General features: G+C 63.7%; 12 protein-coding genes. 6 read left to right on the forward strand and 6 right to left on the reverse strand.

The features are described from left to right. Nucleotides 1-19 precede the first annotated feature (19 nt). The gene (locus tag AC27IQ_RS01305) at nucleotides 20-1,459 is read right to left on the reverse strand and encodes an N-acyl-D-amino-acid deacylase family protein (protein WP_487087618.1); all 1,440 of its coding nucleotides are present in this window, start codon (nucleotides 1,457-1,459) and stop codon (nucleotides 20-22) included. A gap of 8 nt (nucleotides 1,460-1,467) precedes the next feature. Next, a complete protein-coding gene (locus AC27IQ_RS01310; RefSeq protein WP_487087620.1) occupies nucleotides 1,468-2,472 on the reverse strand; it encodes a Bug family tripartite tricarboxylate transporter substrate binding protein in 1,005 nt (334 codons plus the stop codon). A 263-nt stretch (nucleotides 2,473-2,735) separates the two neighbouring features. Here AC27IQ_RS01310 and AC27IQ_RS01315 point away from each other — a divergent pair, with 263 nt between their 5' ends. Then, nucleotides 2,736-3,332, forward strand: a complete 597-nt coding sequence (locus tag AC27IQ_RS01315) for a LysR family transcriptional regulator (protein WP_487087622.1) — start codon at nucleotides 2,736-2,738, stop codon at nucleotides 3,330-3,332. Next, a complete protein-coding gene (locus tag AC27IQ_RS01320) occupies nucleotides 3,317-3,538 on the forward strand; it encodes a LysR substrate-binding domain-containing protein (RefSeq protein WP_487087624.1) in 222 nt (73 codons plus the stop codon). Before AC27IQ_RS01315 ends, AC27IQ_RS01320 begins: the two co-directional genes overlap by 16 nt. A gap of 332 nt (nucleotides 3,539-3,870) precedes the next feature. Here the strand turns inward: AC27IQ_RS01320 and AC27IQ_RS01325 are convergent, their stop codons facing one another. Further along, entirely contained in the window at nucleotides 3,871-6,594 is a 2,724-nt protein-coding gene (locus AC27IQ_RS01325) for an excinuclease ABC subunit UvrA (RefSeq protein ID WP_487087657.1), read from the reverse strand. A gap of 97 nt (nucleotides 6,595-6,691) precedes the next feature. Between AC27IQ_RS01325 and AC27IQ_RS01330 the strand changes: the two genes are divergently transcribed. The 4 genes from AC27IQ_RS01330 to AC27IQ_RS01345 all read left to right on the forward strand — a co-directional run bounded on the left by AC27IQ_RS01330 (nucleotide 6,692) and on the right by AC27IQ_RS01345 (nucleotide 13,225). After that, on the forward strand, nucleotides 6,692-7,882 hold the full coding sequence (locus tag AC27IQ_RS01330) for a glycoside hydrolase 100 family protein (protein WP_284429815.1): 1,191 nt from the start codon (nucleotides 6,692-6,694) through the stop codon (nucleotides 7,880-7,882). Nucleotides 7,883-8,055: 173 nt separating this feature from the next. Then, nucleotides 8,056-10,377, forward strand: a complete 2,322-nt coding sequence (locus tag AC27IQ_RS01335; protein WP_487087626.1) for a LysM peptidoglycan-binding domain-containing protein — start codon at nucleotides 8,056-8,058, stop codon at nucleotides 10,375-10,377. Continuing rightward, complete coding sequence (locus tag AC27IQ_RS01340; protein WP_487087628.1) at nucleotides 10,277-12,511, forward strand: hypothetical protein; 2,235 nt, start codon at nucleotides 10,277-10,279, stop codon at nucleotides 12,509-12,511. The genes AC27IQ_RS01335 and AC27IQ_RS01340 overlap by 101 nt, the downstream gene beginning before the upstream one ends. A 102-nt stretch (nucleotides 12,512-12,613) precedes the next feature. Beyond that, on the forward strand, nucleotides 12,614-13,225 hold the full coding sequence (locus AC27IQ_RS01345; protein WP_487087630.1) for a DMP19 family protein: 612 nt from the start codon (nucleotides 12,614-12,616) through the stop codon (nucleotides 13,223-13,225). A 116-nt stretch (nucleotides 13,226-13,341) separates the two neighbouring features. On the opposite strand, the gene AC27IQ_RS01350 is transcribed toward AC27IQ_RS01345, so the two are convergent. The 3 genes from AC27IQ_RS01350 to AC27IQ_RS01360 form a co-directional block, all read right to left on the reverse strand. Continuing rightward, nucleotides 13,342-14,517 (reverse strand): NAD(P)/FAD-dependent oxidoreductase, encoded by a 1,176-nt coding sequence (locus AC27IQ_RS01350; protein ID WP_487087631.1) that lies wholly within the window; start codon nucleotides 14,515-14,517, stop codon nucleotides 13,342-13,344. A gap of 17 nt (nucleotides 14,518-14,534) precedes the next feature. Continuing rightward, nucleotides 14,535-16,091, reverse strand: coding sequence for an amidase (locus tag AC27IQ_RS01355; RefSeq protein ID WP_487087632.1), 1,557 nt, complete (start codon nucleotides 16,089-16,091; stop codon nucleotides 14,535-14,537). Nucleotides 16,092-16,285: 194 nt separating this feature from the next. Beyond that, nucleotides 16,286-17,269, reverse strand: coding sequence for a Bug family tripartite tricarboxylate transporter substrate binding protein (locus AC27IQ_RS01360; protein ID WP_284429810.1), 984 nt, complete (start codon nucleotides 17,267-17,269; stop codon nucleotides 16,286-16,288). Nucleotides 17,270-17,339 lie beyond the last annotated feature (70 nt).

A 17,339-nucleotide genomic window follows, 5' to 3' on the forward strand; every position in this document is an offset into this window, starting at 1 on the left:
GGCTTCCTGCGTTCGGAAATCAGAACGAGCGTTGTCGCCGCAACACCTGACCTGCATGCGCATTGACGGTATGGCCATGCGCGCAAGCCAACTGGCCATTGATGAACACTGCATCAATGCCTGCGCTGGGTGCGGTGGGCTGTTCGAACGTGGCACGGTCCGCGATGCACGTCTCATCGAACACCACGATGTCCGCCGCATGACCCTGGGCGATCACCCCCCGGTCGCGCAGCCCGAAGCGGCGCGCGCTCAACCCAGTCATCTTGTGCACCGCTGTTTCGAGAGAAAACAGGCGCTGGTCGCGCGCGTAATGCCCCAGTACGCGGGGGAAGGTTCCCCATAGACGAGGATGCGGCACCGCATCGTGGGCCAGTCCGTCCGAGCCGACCATCGTCAAAGGGTGTCGGAGGATGCGGCGCACATCATCTTCATGCATGGCAAAGTACACCGCACCCGCGGGAGACAACGGCTCCACCAAGGATTCGGGGGAACAGCCCCGTTCGCGCGCCATTGCAAACAGCGATTTCCCAGCCGCCGATGGATCGCCAACAGACCAAGTCACGAGAACCTCCCGGGACTGCCCGACGCGGCTGGCCAGCAGCATGGTGGACGAAGCGTTGTAGGGATAGCAGTCCATACAAACGGGCTGCGACAGCGCGGCGGCGTCGACCACGGCCAAGGTGTTCACCGAGCGCCCATGGTTGCGTTGGCCAATCAACTTGTGATGCGACAGCACAGTGCTCACCCCCAGCGCCTGGCCAATGTGCAAGGCTTCGCGCAATGCATCGTCAATGGCATCTGCCTCGTCGCGGATATGCATCGTGATCAGGCCCTGCGCCGCCGAAAGCGGAGCGCCCACCGCAATCACCTCTTCTGCCGTGGCCGCCCGGGCGGGAGGGTAGTAAAGCCCGGTGGACAAGCCGAAAGCGCCCGCATCCAATCCTTCGGCCAGATCCCTGGCCATGCGCTCAGCTTCGGGCGGGGTGGCCGGTCGACGCAGGTCCGGCACATGGCGCACCCGCAAAGTGGAGTGCCCCACCAGGCATGCCGCATTCAGCGCCGGCCCCGCGGCCTCCAGTGCATCGAGGTAGTCACCGAACCGGTCATACCGCCAGTCGTCCGCGCCAAGCAGGTCCAGTGGTGCTGGCGGTGTCTCATTGCTCAGAAGCGGCGCCAGGCTGATCCCGCAATTTCCGGTGACCACTGTGGTCACGCCTTGCGTGAGCTTGGGATGGGGGCCGGCCGGTGATGTGAGCAACAACCGATCATCATGGGTATGGACGTCGATGAAGCCGGGGCACACGATGCGCCCGACAGCGTCGTGGCGTTGGCGGGCAGGCTGTGCTGAGAGGTCGCCAACGGCGAGAATGCGCCCGCCTGCAATGCCGACGTCGGCCTGCCGACGAGCCGCTCCGCTGCCATCCACGACGGTGCCTCCGAAAATGAGGAGATCGAACATGGCCTGCCTCACCCCACCTGGGCACCCGAGCGCTTGACGACGTCTGCCCACATTGGTGATTCCTTTCGGGCCCGCTCGATCAGGCGCTCAGGAGGACCAGGCGTCAGTTCGAAGCCGAGGGCCGCGTATTTCTCTTGCACGGGGGGCAGGCGAAGAGCGTCATTGAGGGCCTTGTTGAGCTGGGCGGCAATCGCGCTGGGCGTGCCAGGCGGGGCGACGATGCCACCCCAGCCCACGGTCTCGTAACCCTGCACGCCGGCCTCTGCCACGGTGGGCACCTGCGGCAGTTGCGGACTGCGCGCGGCGCCTGTCACGGCCAGCACGCGCACCCGGCCCGACTGGATGTGCGGAAGAATGGAGCTGAGGTTGTCGAACATCAGGTCCACCACGCCGCCCATCAGGTCAGTGATGGCCTGCGGGCTGCCCTTGTAGGGGATGTGCGTCATCGACACCTGGGTCGATGCCTTGAACAACTCGCCGCTCAGGTGCCCCGTGGTACCGCTGCCGCCCGAAGCCACCGTCAACTCCCCGGGCTTGGCGCGCGCAAGCGCGATGAGGTCCTTCACGCTCTGCACGGGCAGGTCTTTGCGCACCACCAGAGCGTTCTGCACGAAGCCGATCAAACCGATGGAAACCAGAGCGTAAGGGTCGTAAGGAAGCTTGGAATACAGGGCCTTGTTGATGGCCAGGGTGCCCACGTTGGCATAGCCCAGCGTATAGCCGTCTGCAGGGGCACGAAACACGTCGGCCATGCCGATATTGCCGCTGGCACCGGGCTTGTTGTCCACCACGAAGGGCTGGCCCAGTGCTTTGGGCAACTCGTTCGTCAGGATGCGGCAGACGGCATCCGGAGAACCGCCTGCGGCCGATGGCACGACCAGGCGAATGGGACGATCGGGATACCCTGGCGCCGCCCGGGTCGAATCCGGCAACAGTGCGACGGAGGGGGTGAGAGAGACCGTCTGCAGCCAGCGGCGGCGCGACAGGGATGCGGGGCGGAGCGGAGCGTTCATCGGTGCATTCCTTCAGTTCGTTGGATTCAACCGCATGAATGCTAGAAATCGATCTGGCTTGGCACAAACCATGTTTGCTGGGGATACCATGTCTTTTTCTCATGCACTATTGCGGTGATCTTTGACCCCTTCCAGGTGCATCTTGCTGCCGGCATGTGCATTGCTCATGGTTTCTCTTCATGTACCGTGCTCCATCCACCATGTCCCTGCTATGCCTGGAGGCCAGCGCGCGCCTCGGCTCGTTCACTGCCGCAGCCCAGGAATTGCACCTCACCCAGGGCGCGGTGAGCCGGCAGATACAGGCCTTGGAATCACGGCTGAACGTGCGTCTGTTCGTTAGGCGGCGTGAATCGCTGATCACCACCGATGCCGGACGCTACTACCTCGAGGAGATTGCGCCATTGCTTCAGCGCCTGGAGCGGGCCACGGTCAATGTGATGGCGTTCAAAGGGCGCGGCGGCGGGTTGGCTTTGTCGGTGGGCGCTTCGATCGGTGCGTATTGGCTCATCCCCCGCCTGCCTGCATTCACCCGGGCGCATGGAGAAATTACGCTGAGCTTGAGCACACGCGTGGGCCCCGCCGATTTCAAGACTGGCACCATTGATGCTTCCTTAGAATTCGGCGATGGCCAGCGCGCCGGCCTGTGCTGCGACTTCGTGGCGGCACTGGACCTCGCACCCTATGCCGCCCCCGCCTGGGTGGCGCGCCACGGCGCGCAGATCGGGGCAGCAACGCCCGGTTCGGGGCTGCTGCATCACCACACACTGCCGGATGCGTGGGAGCAGTGGTTTCTGGCAGAGCAAATCGACGCTGACCCCGGCCGCGCCGGCCCCCGCTTGAGATCATGTCCATGGCACTGAATGCCGCTGTGGCGGGCCTGGGCGTGGTCTTGCTGCCGGACTACATGGCCGACGACATGGTGCAGGCCACGCGGCTTGTGCGCCTGTCTTCGCGCACATGGCGCAGCCCCAAGGGCTACTACCTCGTTTATCCGGAAGAGTCAGTGCAATCACCGACCCTGCAGACCTTTAGGAGTTGGCTGCTGGATTCAGCGCAGCAGCATTGATGGGAGACCCTCCAAGCCAGTGCGTTCACTCTGCTGCCGTGAATGGGCTCGACAAGCCCAACCTCTCGTTCACCCCCTCACACAAGGATCAGTGCATTCCGCAGAAGACGACATGGCCTCGCCCGGACTTCCTACAAGGCGTGGCTGACAACGCATGGAAGCTCTGGGCTTCATCAAACGGAGTCTTCAGATGCGAAAAATGATTCTCATGGCTGTCGCTGGCTATCTCTGGAAAAAATACCAGTCTCGCAAGACGACAGGTAGCACAACCACCCCATCACGCGGTTAAGCGGGGCGGTGCATCCTGCCGTTGCTCATGGGTTCCTGCTGGCTTAGGCTTCAGTTGTGATCACTCCCAACACCGCTTTAAGGTAGGCGGCGGTGCGAGACTCTGCACAGCGTGCCACCTCCGCCGGAGTTCCGCTCACCACGATGCAACCGCCCTGGGCGCCTGCCCCCGGGCCGATGTCGATCACCCAATCGCTAGAGGCGACGAAATGCATGTCGTGCTCAACCACTACCACCGTGTTGCCTGCCTGCACGAGAGCATCCAACTGGGACAGCAGGCGGTCCACATCGGCTGGATGCAAACCGGTGGTCGGCTCGTCCAGCACATACAGCGTGTGCCCGCGTTGCGTGCGCTGTAATTCGGTGGCGAGCTTGATGCGTTGTGCTTCGCCACCCGACAGTTCCGTGGCGGGCTGGCCAAGGCGCAGGTAGCCGAGACCGATGTCGCGCAGGACTTGCAAAGACCGGAAAACAGTGGGTTCTTCCACGAAGGTATCGCATGCTGCGTCCACGGTAAGTGCCAGCACGTCGGCAATCGACAGTCCGTTCCAGGTAATGGCCAATGTCTGGGGGTTATAGCGTGCTCCGTGACAAGTGGGGCAAGGCGCATAGACACTGGGCAGAAAGAGCAACTCCACGCTGACGAAACCTTCGCCCTCGCAGGTGGGGCACCGACCTTTCGCGACATTGAACGAAAACCGCCCTGCGTCGTACTGCTTCTTTCGTGCAGCAGGTGTGGCCGCAAACAACTTTCGCACGGCATCGAAAAGGCCCGTGTAAGTGGCCAAATTGGAGCGGGGCGTGCGTCCAATGGGTTTCTGATCCACCCGCACCAGCCTGCGCACCTGATCGGTTGCGCCACCCAGTCGGCCCACGGTGAGAATGGCTCCACCCAACTCAAGAGTAGCGCCCGGATCATCATCGCCAGCAGCCGCATCGGGCGGTCCTTCCGGCATGCCACCGTCCTCGGGCGTCGGCATGGGCTGCCCCAAATGGGCGCTGACCAGTTCCAGGAGCGCTTGGCTGACCAGACTCGACTTGCCTGACCCTGAAACACCGGTTACGGCGGTCAGGCAGCCGATGGGGAAAGCTGCATCCACACCATGCAAATTGTGCCGATGCACATCCTCCAATGTCAGCCAGGCTTGCGGTGTTCGCTGAACGCGGCGATCACGTGCAACGTCGTCGAACAGATACCGGCGCGTATGGGAGTGCGGCACGCAGGCCAATCCTGGCGGTGGGCCGCTGTAGAGCACCTGCCCACCATGCTCTCCGGCGTCCGGTCCCACATCCACCAGCCAGTCGGCACGGCGCATGGTGGCGATGTCGTGCTCCACCACGAAGATGGAGTTGCCGGCGGCTTTCAGACGCTCCAGCGCCGTGAGCAACGATGCGCTGTCAGCGGGATGCAGGCCTGCAGAAGGCTCGTCGAGCACGTACACGACGCCGAAGAGTTGCGATGCGAGCTGGGTCGCCAGACGCAACCGCTGCAACTCGCCGGGCGACAGGGTAGGTGTGGCGCGATCGAGCGACAGATAGCCCAGTCCGAGGTCCGTCAATGCGCGAACACGGGAAAGTAGCTCTTGCGAAATGCGCTGAGCGGCCAATTGCTTCTCCGCCGACAGGTTGGGCGTACGGCGGATGTCGGACGCGCCCGCGTGGCCCGAAGCTCCTGTCGCTTCGCGCTTTGCGGCCGCACGCATGCGAGCCGCTTTCGACAAGCTGGCGCCTGCATTTTCCGAGGGCCCACCGGATGGCGAACCCTCTGCCACCGGGCCGAGTACATCGGCCAATGCGGACAGGGACAGGTGCGTGAGGTCGCCGATGTCCAGTCCGCAAAAAGTGACGGACAAGGCCTCCGGCTTGAGCCGTTTTCCATGGCACACGGGACAGGGCGTCCCCACCATGAACTGGGCCACCTTGCGCTTCATCATGGCGCTCTGGCTGGTGGCGAAAGTCTGCATCACGTAGCGGCGAGCGCCGGTGAAGGTGCCCATGTAGCTGGGCTGCTGCTTGGCACGTCGTGCCCGGCGTACCTCCTCCATCGTGAAGCCTGCGTACACAGGGACTGTCGGCTGCTCGTCGGTGAAGAGAATCCAGTTCCGCGTCTTGCGCGGCAGATCTCGCCAAGGCACATCGACGTCATGCCCCAGCGTGGTCAGGATATCGCGCAGGTTCTGCCCTTGCCAGGCGCTGGGCCAAGCCGCCACAGCCCGCTCGCGCAGGGTGAGTGAATCGTCGGGCACCATCGAAGCCTCGGTCACCTCGTAGATGCGGCCCAAGCCGTGGCAGTGCGGACAAGCGCCCTGTGGGGTGTTGGGCGAAAAGTCTTCCGCATACAGCATAGGCTGTCTGGCTGGGTAGGTTCCAGCGCGGGAGTACAGCATGCGTACCAGGCTGGAAATAGTGGTCACGCTGCCCACGGAGGATCGTGCGGTGGGCGTGCCCCTTTGCTGCTGGAGGGCCACAGCGGGCGGCAAACCCTCGATGGCATCGACCTGAGGCACGCCCACCTGGTCGATCAAACGACGCGCATAGGGCGCCACCGACTCAAAATACCGGCGCTGCGCTTCCGCATAGATGGTGCCGAACGCCAGCGAAGATTTACCGGAGCCCGAGACGCCGGTGAACACCACGATGGCATTGCGGGGAATCTCGACATCCACATTTTTCAGGTTGTGTTCCCGTGCGCCCCGCACAAGAACGAATCCATCGTGGTTATTCGCCCGCTTCGATTGGTTTGGCATAGGATGGATTGTCGTTTCCATTGATTTGCAGCGATGTGCCGCGCAAAAGGAGAAAGGGTCAGCGCTCGCCACGATCGGCAAAATCCACGCATCGTTCACTTTGGCATCTGAACTGCCCATGTCCGACCATACCCTTGATCCGTCCTCGCTCGCCTTGATTGAAACCTGCTCGGAAGCTGCGCTGACGCTGCTGGAGAGCAACCTCACCCAGCACGGCATTTTGGCGGCAAGCCGCACCGCGGCCGCAGAGGCGCGACGCTACACGCGCATCTTCGGGCGGGACGCGGCGATCTGCGTGATGGCCATGTGCGGCAGCGGTGTTCAGGCGCTCGAACAGGGCGCTGTGGCCAGCCTGGATGCGCTGGCAGTGAAGCAGGCGCCTAACGGGCAGATTCCCAAGTACGTAGATCCGGAAGGCCATGATGCGGACTTCTGGTACCTGGGTTGCATTGACGCCACGCTGTGGTGGCTGATCGCGGTGGACCACGTGCGGCGCCATGGTGAGGTGGGGGCGGACCACTGGGCCAGCGAAGTCGACCGAGCGATTGGATGGCTGCTGGCACAAGAGCATCAGCACTTTCGCCTCTTGCAGCAGAACGAGGCAAGCGACTGGGCGGACATCATGCCGCGCTCGGGGTACGTGCTCTACACCAACGCGCTGTGGTTCGACGTCAAGCGCCGCTTCGCGCTGTGCCATGCGGACGAGACGCAGCACCACTTCAACCATCTCTTCAATCCGTTCCAGCGCGATCTGCACCAGTACCACCGTGCGCGCCTGCTGCAGCACTATGCGCGCCGTGGCCGCCGGGATCGTGGGCTCTACCTGAGCTTCGTGAATCTGGCGGTCGTGGGGGACGAAGGCGATGTGTTCGGCAATTTGCTGGCCATCCAATGCGGCCTGGCCGACGAGGCCATGTCGCACAGCATCACGAACGCGATCGGGGCCGCGCGGGCCAGCGATCCTTATCCGGTGCGGGTGGTGCTGCATCCCCTGTCGGAACAGCACGATCTCTGGCGAGCCTACATGGGACGGCATCGACAGAACCTTGCGCACCAGTACCACAACGGAGGTATCTGGCCCTTCGTCGGTGCTTTCTGGGTCATGGCACTGACGAAGGTGGGCCTGCAAGCAGAAGGCTGGGCCGAACTGGTCAAGCTGGCGCGCACGAACGAACTCGACAATTGGCGCTTCACCGAGTGGTTCCACGGCCGCACGCTGGCGCCGCTCGGCATGGCCGGGCAAAGCTGGAATGCAGCCACCTTCCTGATGGCCCGGCGTGCGCTGCAGGGTCAAGAGACGGCTTGGTGAAAGGGGCTTGCTGAAGTTTGGCCGGGCAGGCATCTTGGTGCCGGCTCTCAGCGTGCCACCCATTTCCCGAAGGTGGTGCAGAGCTTCCAAGATATATTGCGCAGCAGCACTGCATCCAAGGCAGTTGCATCGGCCGTCTCGGCCAGCCTGACAGCGCCAGGGGACGCGCGACCATGAGCGCCGCAGTGAACTCTCCGCCCTCTCCCTCCCAAGCCACCGCCCCATCGAGCGATGCAAAGGCCGACACCGACAGCACGCCGGTCGGCTACAGCGATGCCGTGCTGGGCATTGCATCCTGGCCAAGCACCACCATGGCATGGCGTTTTTTGCCTGCCAGTGCCGAGACAACGGGCGCCACATTGGCGGTGAACATCGCCATGCGTCCCGAAGGCCTGCTGCCCGCACCCACAGCGGCGGGCGATGCGGCGGCAGCCATGGCCAGCGAAGTCGCAACCCGCTTCGAAGCCATCATGTGGCAGTTGGTACAGCCGGACATGCAACTGTCCCTCGCCACCTCGCTGAACCAGCCGGCTGGCGGCACGCCGATCCAAATGCCGGTGGAAATCCCGCCGCTGCGCGCCTATGCCGCAGCGTGCCACGCATTCAGCCAAGCGGCTGCAACGCTGGGCGTGGCCATGGCCGACCCCGTCGCAGCAGCCACGCTGGCCGATGTCTATTCGCATTACGGTGTGGATTGGCAGGCGATGGGCTTGGCCGCTCGAGACCGCACGATTGGCACCCTGGTGCACCTACCACCCGAGGGGCTGTGGATGCCCAGCTATGCCGCTTTCGTGGCCGGTGGCACCGTGGCAGCGCTGGTGGCCGAGGATCTGGACCCTGCTGCCGTGCTGACCGACCCGAACAACATCTCACTGCCGTTGAACCCCGGCATCGAGTTGGCGATTCCGACCACCGACCAGACACAACCCACCGGCGGCCTGCCGCTGTCGGCAGTCGCCGCCACGCTGCACCTGACTCCGGCCAGTCTGGTGGCGGCCAACTGCACCCGCCCCGCTCTGCTGGCGCCAGGTTTTGTCTTCGAAGCCGAAGGCGTGGCCGTGCAAGTTCCGGCCGAAGGCGATCCAGGCGCCGATGCCTGCCTGAACGACATCGCGCACCTCTTTTCAGACAAAGGTGTATCGATTGAAGCGGCCATGGTCGCCCTGGCCAACGCAGACAAGCCAGGCATGTTCCGCCCTGGTATCACGCTGGCAGTGGACCGCAGGCTGATCGAAGCCGGCTGGACGCTGGCGGACAACCCCACCGGCATTGCCATGGGCCCGCTGGCCAGACTCAATGTCGGTACGGTCGATCTGCTCCCTGCAGGTTCGGCGCTTTTGCTCAAAACCACGCTGACCACAGGCCTGGATGCAGAGCCTCTCGGCGCCTTGGCCCACGCCCATGCCATCGGACCGGGCGATCTGCTGCGCCACAACGCGGGACTGGCGGTGCGCGATTTGCCCGTGCCCGGCTTGGCGGCATGGCCTGGCACATCCCTTTCGCTGCGCATTCCTTACCGCGTTCGCGCTGGTCAAACACTGTCCACCATTGCTGGGCTGTTCGTCCCGGCCGCAGCGACAGACACAGAGCAAACAGACGAACAGGCATTGTGCGAGACCAACCGCTCCATGCCCGCCACGCTGGCGCCAGGCCAGGTGATCATCGTCGCAGGCCAGCCACTGACCACCCAATCCGGCGACAGCTTCGACACGCTGATCGCGCGATCCAACCCAGCCGTCACTCTGGATGAATTTGCCACGGCCATCGCCACCGATCCCGAAGCACTGGCCGCTGGCGCGCTGCTACTTTGTCCACCCGCTGTTTTGGCAAGCGCTACCACGCCAGAGGATCTGGCTATCGCTTATGGCCTGAGTGCGACAGCACTGCTCCGCGCCAATGCGGCCACGCCGAAGCTGATCGTGCCAAGCGTCTTGCTCAAGCCATCGCAAGTCGCCGATGAACCCACCATTGAGACCGCGCAAGGCGACAGCATCCATGCCATCATCCGCCGCTTCGCGTTGGCCGGGAATGACGTCAGCATCGAGGACTTGGTCCGCGCGAATCAGCGCACCGCGTTTCTGGCAGCCGGCGCGCAATTGCTTCTGCCGCCGGTCGATACGGTACTGCGCGCTGCCTTCGGCGCTGGCGGCTGGCAACTGCCGGGAGCGATTTTTCCTTTGCGTACCTGGGTTACGCTGAAGCGCGACGCTGACCAAGTACCACCGGCGTTGCGCGGCACCACAGAAGCGCCCGGCGCGGCGGTGCAGGACAGCAGCGTGGTGGTGGCGGTGGGCAACGGCATTGGCGATGGCCAAGAAAGCAACGCTGTCGCGCTGGGCCAGTTGGCTGTTGCCATCGAGAGCACTGTGATGGGCCTGAAACTGGCCACGGAGCATGGCACTACCCCCGTCGATGTATGGGGCATCTCTTTTCGTCGACCCTGGCGGCATCGCCGAAGTGAAGGTGTCGCCACAGGCCAGCGTGCCCGGGGTTGAAGGGCTCCAGCCGCTGAGCTTCGCGCTGCGCCCTCTGTCAAACACGTTGGAGCACGCGACTGGCGTCGAAATCCGATCCATTGACGAGACCACCGGCGGCTGGGGTGCCTCCACTGTCAACGATTACCAGGGCATCGACCTGGAGGCCTGGGCGCGCATCTGGTTGGCGGGATTGGACCAGCTTTGCACTGGCCGCTATGCCGTGCCCGCTGCACAAGTGGCGCCCGAAGCGCTCGCTCGGCTGATGACCGCCAAGAAGGTTCTGTCCCGCGCCGTGGCAAACGGGCTTTCCCCCGTCCTGGTGATCCAGGAGGCAAGCCTTGGTGCCTTAGATTCGGAGGCATGGCAAGCGGCTCGCGAAGCACTGCAACAGCGCCTGCAGGACCAGTTGCTGAGTGGCTACGACACCGCTGCCATCCTGCAGTTCAATGCCGCTGTGACATCCCCAGCCACCGCGTCCATGGCACGGCTCTGGGGGACTGGGCACGTGGGCAATCCACAGGCTGCAGGCGCACACGACTCCGTCTCCGACGATCCAGGCGCGTGGAAAATCTGCCAGTTGGGAAATGCCGCGACCGCCCTGGCCAACACCCGCAAAGGCACTGTCTCCTTCCCGCTGGATGTCGACCAGCCCGCCCTCCACCGAGCGGTGGCACTGCAACCAGACTATGCCGTCCATGACATGGAGGTCGCCGGCCAGCTTTCGGACAACGACAGTGGCACGCCAAAGCGACTGAGCTTCTTGCGCGACTTCGAACGGTTCCCACCCGCGGCTTTCAGCGCGCCGCTGGGCACGACGGTCGTACCGGTACCGCTGCGCGCCTGCCCCAACCCTCCGATCGTGGTCTCGCATCAGGCCGAAGGGCCGGTTGACCCAGCCACGCTGGCAGAGGCTCTGCACTGGTCTTATGTGTTCACCCATGCCCACGACAATGCAGCACAAGACCAAGCCCTCATCGAGATTGAATTCAACGGTCAGCCGCCCGTTGCCACCGACCTCGGGAACCGGGGTGACAACGCGCTGTTCCAGGCCCTGGCGCAGTACACGGCCGTGCAGGAACCCCTTTGGGCCATCCTTGAGCAACTGCAAGCGCCCAGTGTTTCGCCGAAGGACCCGGTGCTCGTGACAGCACTCCATACCTTCGCCGACCTGGCCGAACGTGTGGGTGCACTCTGGTCGGATTGGTGGCCCAGCCATGATTCGCAGTACTCGCCCCCTGCCACGCACCGCATGGGCGGACATCGGGCGCCACACCTTTCCAGCAGCTCTGAAAGTGCCGCGCATTCCGCCACCATGCCAAGTTTGACCGATGCGAGTGTGCCGCATGAGTGCTACCAATACCTGGCAACGCTGCACACCACCACAGCCGCTGGCGAGGGGACCAATCCACCGGCCTACTGCAAACTGACGCTGCAGCGGCTGCAAGCCGATGGGCCCGCAGCATGGCCCGAGATCACGATCCTCTGTGCAGACGGCGTGAACGTCCTGCTGATCGGAGTAGAGCCGGTGGGCCAGAGTCGTGACTACAACTTTCCTGCGGGTGAAGGCGTGCCCAATGTGCCGGCTTTCACCCCTGTGTCGTGCCAATGGACGCTTTCCGGTCTGCACGTGGCTCGCTATCAACGGGCCAACGCGACCGTGGCCGTCATACGCAATGCGCAATTGCTGGGCACCGACGGCGCCCTGACCTGCCCGGCCTTTGTCTACCGAACCCCGCAGAGGGGGTTTTCAGAACCTCTGATCCCACTCATCCGCATCGATACCCCGCTGCCCATCGGCATCTGGACCAACGACGTGGCCACCAACCCACTGACGCCACTGTTCAACGCGTTGTTCGACAGCGATGAAACGGGTCGCGAGATCTTGGTCCGTACCACCTATGGCTACCGTGTCGCAAGCTCCACACCGGCCATTGAAACCCTGACTCCGGTGATGTTCCTACCACTCTCTGAATTCAATGCGACCAGCACGGTGCAGAGCATCATCGGCGCGTTCGAAGCCTGGAGAACCAATACGGGCAGCCCAACCTATGGGGGGTTTCTGACCTTCGAGATCAGCTTGTACGCCCATGCTGGTCTGGCGCACCCTCAGCCCTTGGTGGTACTGCAGCAAATTGTTTCAGCGCTTGCATGAAGGACGGACGGCGAGGCAAAGTCATCCACTTCAGACGCACAAGCCAGTTCGTGATCCCAACGAACGGCGCAGGCGACTTGAGCCACAGACAGGAATCAACCCTTGCAACGTCTTCCATGCACCAGATGCGGCGACTCCATTCACCCCGATACGGCAGCAAGCAACGATGGCCTGTGCATGCCTTGTGTGCGAGGCAATACCCGCTCCATTGAAGAGCGTCGCGAGGAACATCGGCAGCGCCGCGAGGCCGAGCGTGCCGATCGAGAATCCCCGGAACGCCTGTATTGGATTGCCCTCGTCGACCGGGTGTACAAGGGCGAGGGCTTTGAATCGCTCTCGCATGGCGACCAGCTTTATTACTTGCTCAGCGTCCTTTCTGGCGAGGTCCACAACGGAGGCTTCGATCAGTTCTTCTCCAACTCCAGCGGTAACCACTACCGCGAAACCGTCGATGCGCTCAAAGAGATCGGAGATACCTTGGCCCTGGACCTTCTATTGCAGGCAAAGGCTGCGGTATTCGGTGACGCACCAGTACCCGCCAACCGCGTGGCTCGCTTCGACCTCATGCGCACGGCATCGGAAGACCACCCTGAATATGAAATTGCGAACCAGGTGCTCGATGGCCTGGACCGGCGCTTTTGGAGCCATGCGGAACAGTTCGGTGCACAGCTCGAGAATTTGGCCGCGTCCCATCAGCTGTACAAAATGACCTGACCTCTCAGGCCCAAGGTCGTGATCGTGGTGGCCGCCATGGATGTCCCATGACCGCGATACAGACAACACCCATCGGTGATCGGGGAATGGTTTTTGACTTCGCGGCCAGGAAAGGGCTATGTCACCTGGCCCGGAGTGCTTTGCCGTGTGGACAGCCGGGCCGGCGATAGCTCTTCCACCACCAAGCCCTCACGCACCAATTCCTCAGGCAGTGGCTCGCCGCGCAGCAATTGCCGAGCAAGCAGCGACGCGCCAGCAGCACTCTGAATGCCATACCCGCCCTGCCCTGCCAACCAGAAAAAGCCCGGCACATGGTTGTCCCACCCGATGACCATGTCGCCATCCGGCACAAATGAGCGCAGCCCCGCCCAGGTATGGGATGGGCGGCGGATCTGGAAAGTCGTCATTTCCTCGATGTGATAGATGCCGGTGGCCACATCCAGCTCTTCGGGCACCACGTCGTGCGGATGGGTGGGGTCGGCATTGGCAGGTGAACCCAGCAACTGGCCTGCGTCAGGCTTGAAGTAAAAACTTTCGTCAATGCCTACCACGGCCGGCCAGTGGGCGGCATCCAGGCCCTCGGGCACGGCGAAGGTGAAGGCGGTGCGCCTGCGCGGCTCCAATCCGATGGGCGGCACGCCGGCGAGGCCTGCCACCACATCGGCCCAGGCGCCCGCCGCGTTGACGATGGTTCCGGCCTGCAGCTGCCGGCCATCTGCCAGTGTGACCCGCCAACCGCCGCCCTGGCGCTGCAGATCCGTTACCTCGGCATGGGTCAGCACCTGACCACCACGCTGCCGCAGCCCACGCAGATAGCCCTGGTGAAGCGCATGCACGTCGATGTCGGCAGCGTCGGGCTCGCGCATGCCTGCAGCCACGGCATCGGGCCTCAGGCATGGCAGTTGGGCCAGCAGTGCTGCCTTCTCCACCCATTCCACATTGGGTGATGCGGCCCGGGCTTCGTCATAAGCCTGCTGCAGCAGGTCCAGTTGGTCAGGCCCCGCCACATAGACCACGCCACGGGGCGAGAGGATGGGGTCCGCTCCGAACTCGGGCGGCGGCGCGTCATAGAAGGCGCGGCTTGCCCGGGTCAACGCCTGGATGTTGGGGGTGCCGTAGGTGGCCATATAGAGCGCCGCGGAACGCCCTGTGGTGTGATAACCGGGCTGGGATTCACGCTCCAGCAGCAGCACGCCGGGGCGGTCGCTCTCACCCTCCGAATTGACCAATTGCCAGGCCAGCGAGGCACCTGCGATGCCTGCGCCGATGATGATGAAGTCCACTGATTGCATGGTTTCACGCTCCCCCATCACACCGCAGACACCTTCGCCGCCGAGGCCGCTCGGTCATCGCGCGGCAGGCTGCGGACATCGCGCGGATCAGGTGCGCCGGTCACGATCGAGGTCAGTGCGGGCTCCACGCGGGTTGCCACCAACTTGGCCAGGTCCGGCCTTGGGCGGTCCAGCCCGGCGATGCCCTTGAAGGCCTGCTCCATCGCATGGCCCACGCCCAGCGTGTAGCGGTCTGCCCGGAAACGTCCCACGATCTGCAGGCCAAAGGGCATGCCTGCGTCGTCCAGCCCGCACGGCAGGCTCAGCGAGGGGTGTGTGGTGAGCGTGGTCACATAGGTCAGTGCCAGCCAGCGGTAGTAATTGGCCTGCGGCTCGCCGTTGATGTGACTGGCGAACAGCTGCGTCCATGCGAAGGGAGACACGGGCGTGGTAGGAGACAGGATCACGTCGTACTGCTCGAACAGCGCCTGAAACCGCGCCAGAATGCGCGTTTGCTCGGCCTGTGCCCAGGCGCTGTCCAGCAGCGTCATAGCGGCACCCATTTCGTAGTTGGCGCGGGTATTGGGACCCAGGCTATTTGGGTCGCGCTGGTAGGCTTCGCGCATGCCGGCCACGAAGGCCTCGGCGCGCAGTACGTCGAAGCAGCGGTGCACGTCGCCCAGATCCATGTCGATCGTGTCGCAAGTGCCGAACAGGTGCTTCATGGCTTGCACCTTGGTGCGAAACACGGCGCGGATGCCGTTGTCCACCGCGCAGGCACCAAAGTCCTCCGTGATCGCCACGCGCAGGCGGCCCAGGTCCACCGTTTCGGGTAATAGAAAGCTTGTGGGGTCCAGCGGGTAGCTCAGCGGATCGCCGGCCGACATGCCCGCCGTCGCGGCCAGTTGCAGGCAAGCTTCTTCCACCGTGCGGCCCATCGGGCCCACGACGGAGATGGGCGTCCAGCCAAGCAGCTTGCGCGAGCTCGGCACCACGCCGGGTGACGGCCGAAAACCCACCACGCCGCAGATGGAGGCGGGAATGCGCAGTGAACCGCCCGTGTCCGAGCCCGTACACACGGGCAGCATGTCGCAGGCAAGTGCCGCGGCCGAGCCGCCCGATGAGCCCCCGGCATTCAGCGTAGGGTTGAACGGGTTGCCCGTAGCCCCCCACACGGTGTTGCGCGAGTTGGCGCCGGCGCCCATTTCGGGAATGTTGGTTTTACCCGCCACGATGGCGCCAGCGGCTCGCAGGCGGGCCACCAGCACGTTGTCTTGCACAGGGATGTGGTCGCGATAGATTTCCGAGCCATAGGTGGTCAGTAGCCCAGCCGTGGCTTCCAGATCCTTTACGCCCAGCGGCAGGCCATGCAGCAGACCTAACGGCTCGCCGCGCAGCACGGCCTCCTCAGCCACCCTGGCCTCAACGCGAGCGCGGTCATAGCAGGTGGCGGTGATGGCGTTAACGGACGGGTTCACGGCCTCGATGCGTTCGATGCAGGCGTCCAGCAGTTCCACAGGTGATACCTCTCGGGTGCCGATGCGGTGACGCAGTTCGTTGGCGGTCAACTCGACCAGCGTGCTGGGGGTGATCATGGGGTATTCGTCTCCTTGTCGATTTGGCAGTGCACATCCGGCAGCGCGTATCCATTCGTTATCCATGATGTCTGCGAACCACCGTCAGCCTCTGAACCTGCGGCAGTCCAAAACAGTGGCCGCAGCGCAAAGTCTTTCTGTCCCGCGGGCAACGTCCTACCGCATGGCACGGTGAAGACAGCGCGGTGTGGGTCTCAATCGGCCGTGATGCTTGCTCGCTGGGCAATGGCGCGCATCAGGGGCAGTTCCCTGTCGATCAACTCGGCCACCGTTTTGGACGAAGCATAGGCAGGTTCAAAGCCCACAGCGATCATCTTGTCGCGGGTTTCCGGGTCCGACACCACCTGGGCCAGGGTCAACTCCAGCCGCGACTTGACGGCGGGCGGCAGCCCGCGCGGCGCCACCATGGCCAGCCAGGTGTCCATCTCCAGGCCGGGGTATCCGCTTTCCACCAGCGTGGGGACCTTGGGCAGCAGGGCCGAACGCTTGCCCGCCGTGACGGCAATGGCCTTGATCTTGCCGTCCTTGAGCTGAGGCAGTGCCGCCGACACGGTGTCTACCGTGAACGGAATCTGCCCACCCATCAGGTCCGTCATGGCGGGCGCACTGCCCTTGTAGGGCACGTGCTGAATCTTCAAACCCGCGGCGTGAAAGAACATCTCGCCTGCAAACTGCGACGTGGTGCCCGCGCCAAAGGAGCCATAGGAATATTTATCGGGTGCGGCCTTCACCAAAGCCACAAACTGCTTCAGGTCAGCCGCCGGCACGTCCTTGTTGGCCAAGAGGATCAGGCTGGTGCGCCCGGCAATGCCGATGGGCTCGAAGCTCTTGACCGGGTCGTAGGGCAGCTTGGGGCGCACCGCAGGGTTCACGGTAAAGGTCGTGCCTGAACTCATGAGCAACGTGTAGCCGTCGGGCGTTGCCTTGGCCGCATAAGCAGCCCCAATGGTGGTGCCCGCCCCGGCGCGGTTGTCGATGACCACGCTTTGCCCCAGCAGATCGCCCATCTTCTTGCCAATCAGCCGGCCCAGCACGTCGGTGGCGCCGCCGGGCGGAAACGGAATCACCAGCGTGATGGGCTTGGTGGGGAATGGCGCTTCCTGTGCCATGGCAGGGGCCCACGAAGCCGCGCCCAAGGCACAGATCACAGCGGACAAAAGCAGCTTCTTGCGGTTCATGACGTTAGCTCCAAGGGTCAAACAAGGGTATAGAAAAAAGAGACATCGAGAAATGCCGCAGACGCACGCT

It is taken from the genome of Acidovorax sp. KPB24-07, from assembly GCF_057543315.1.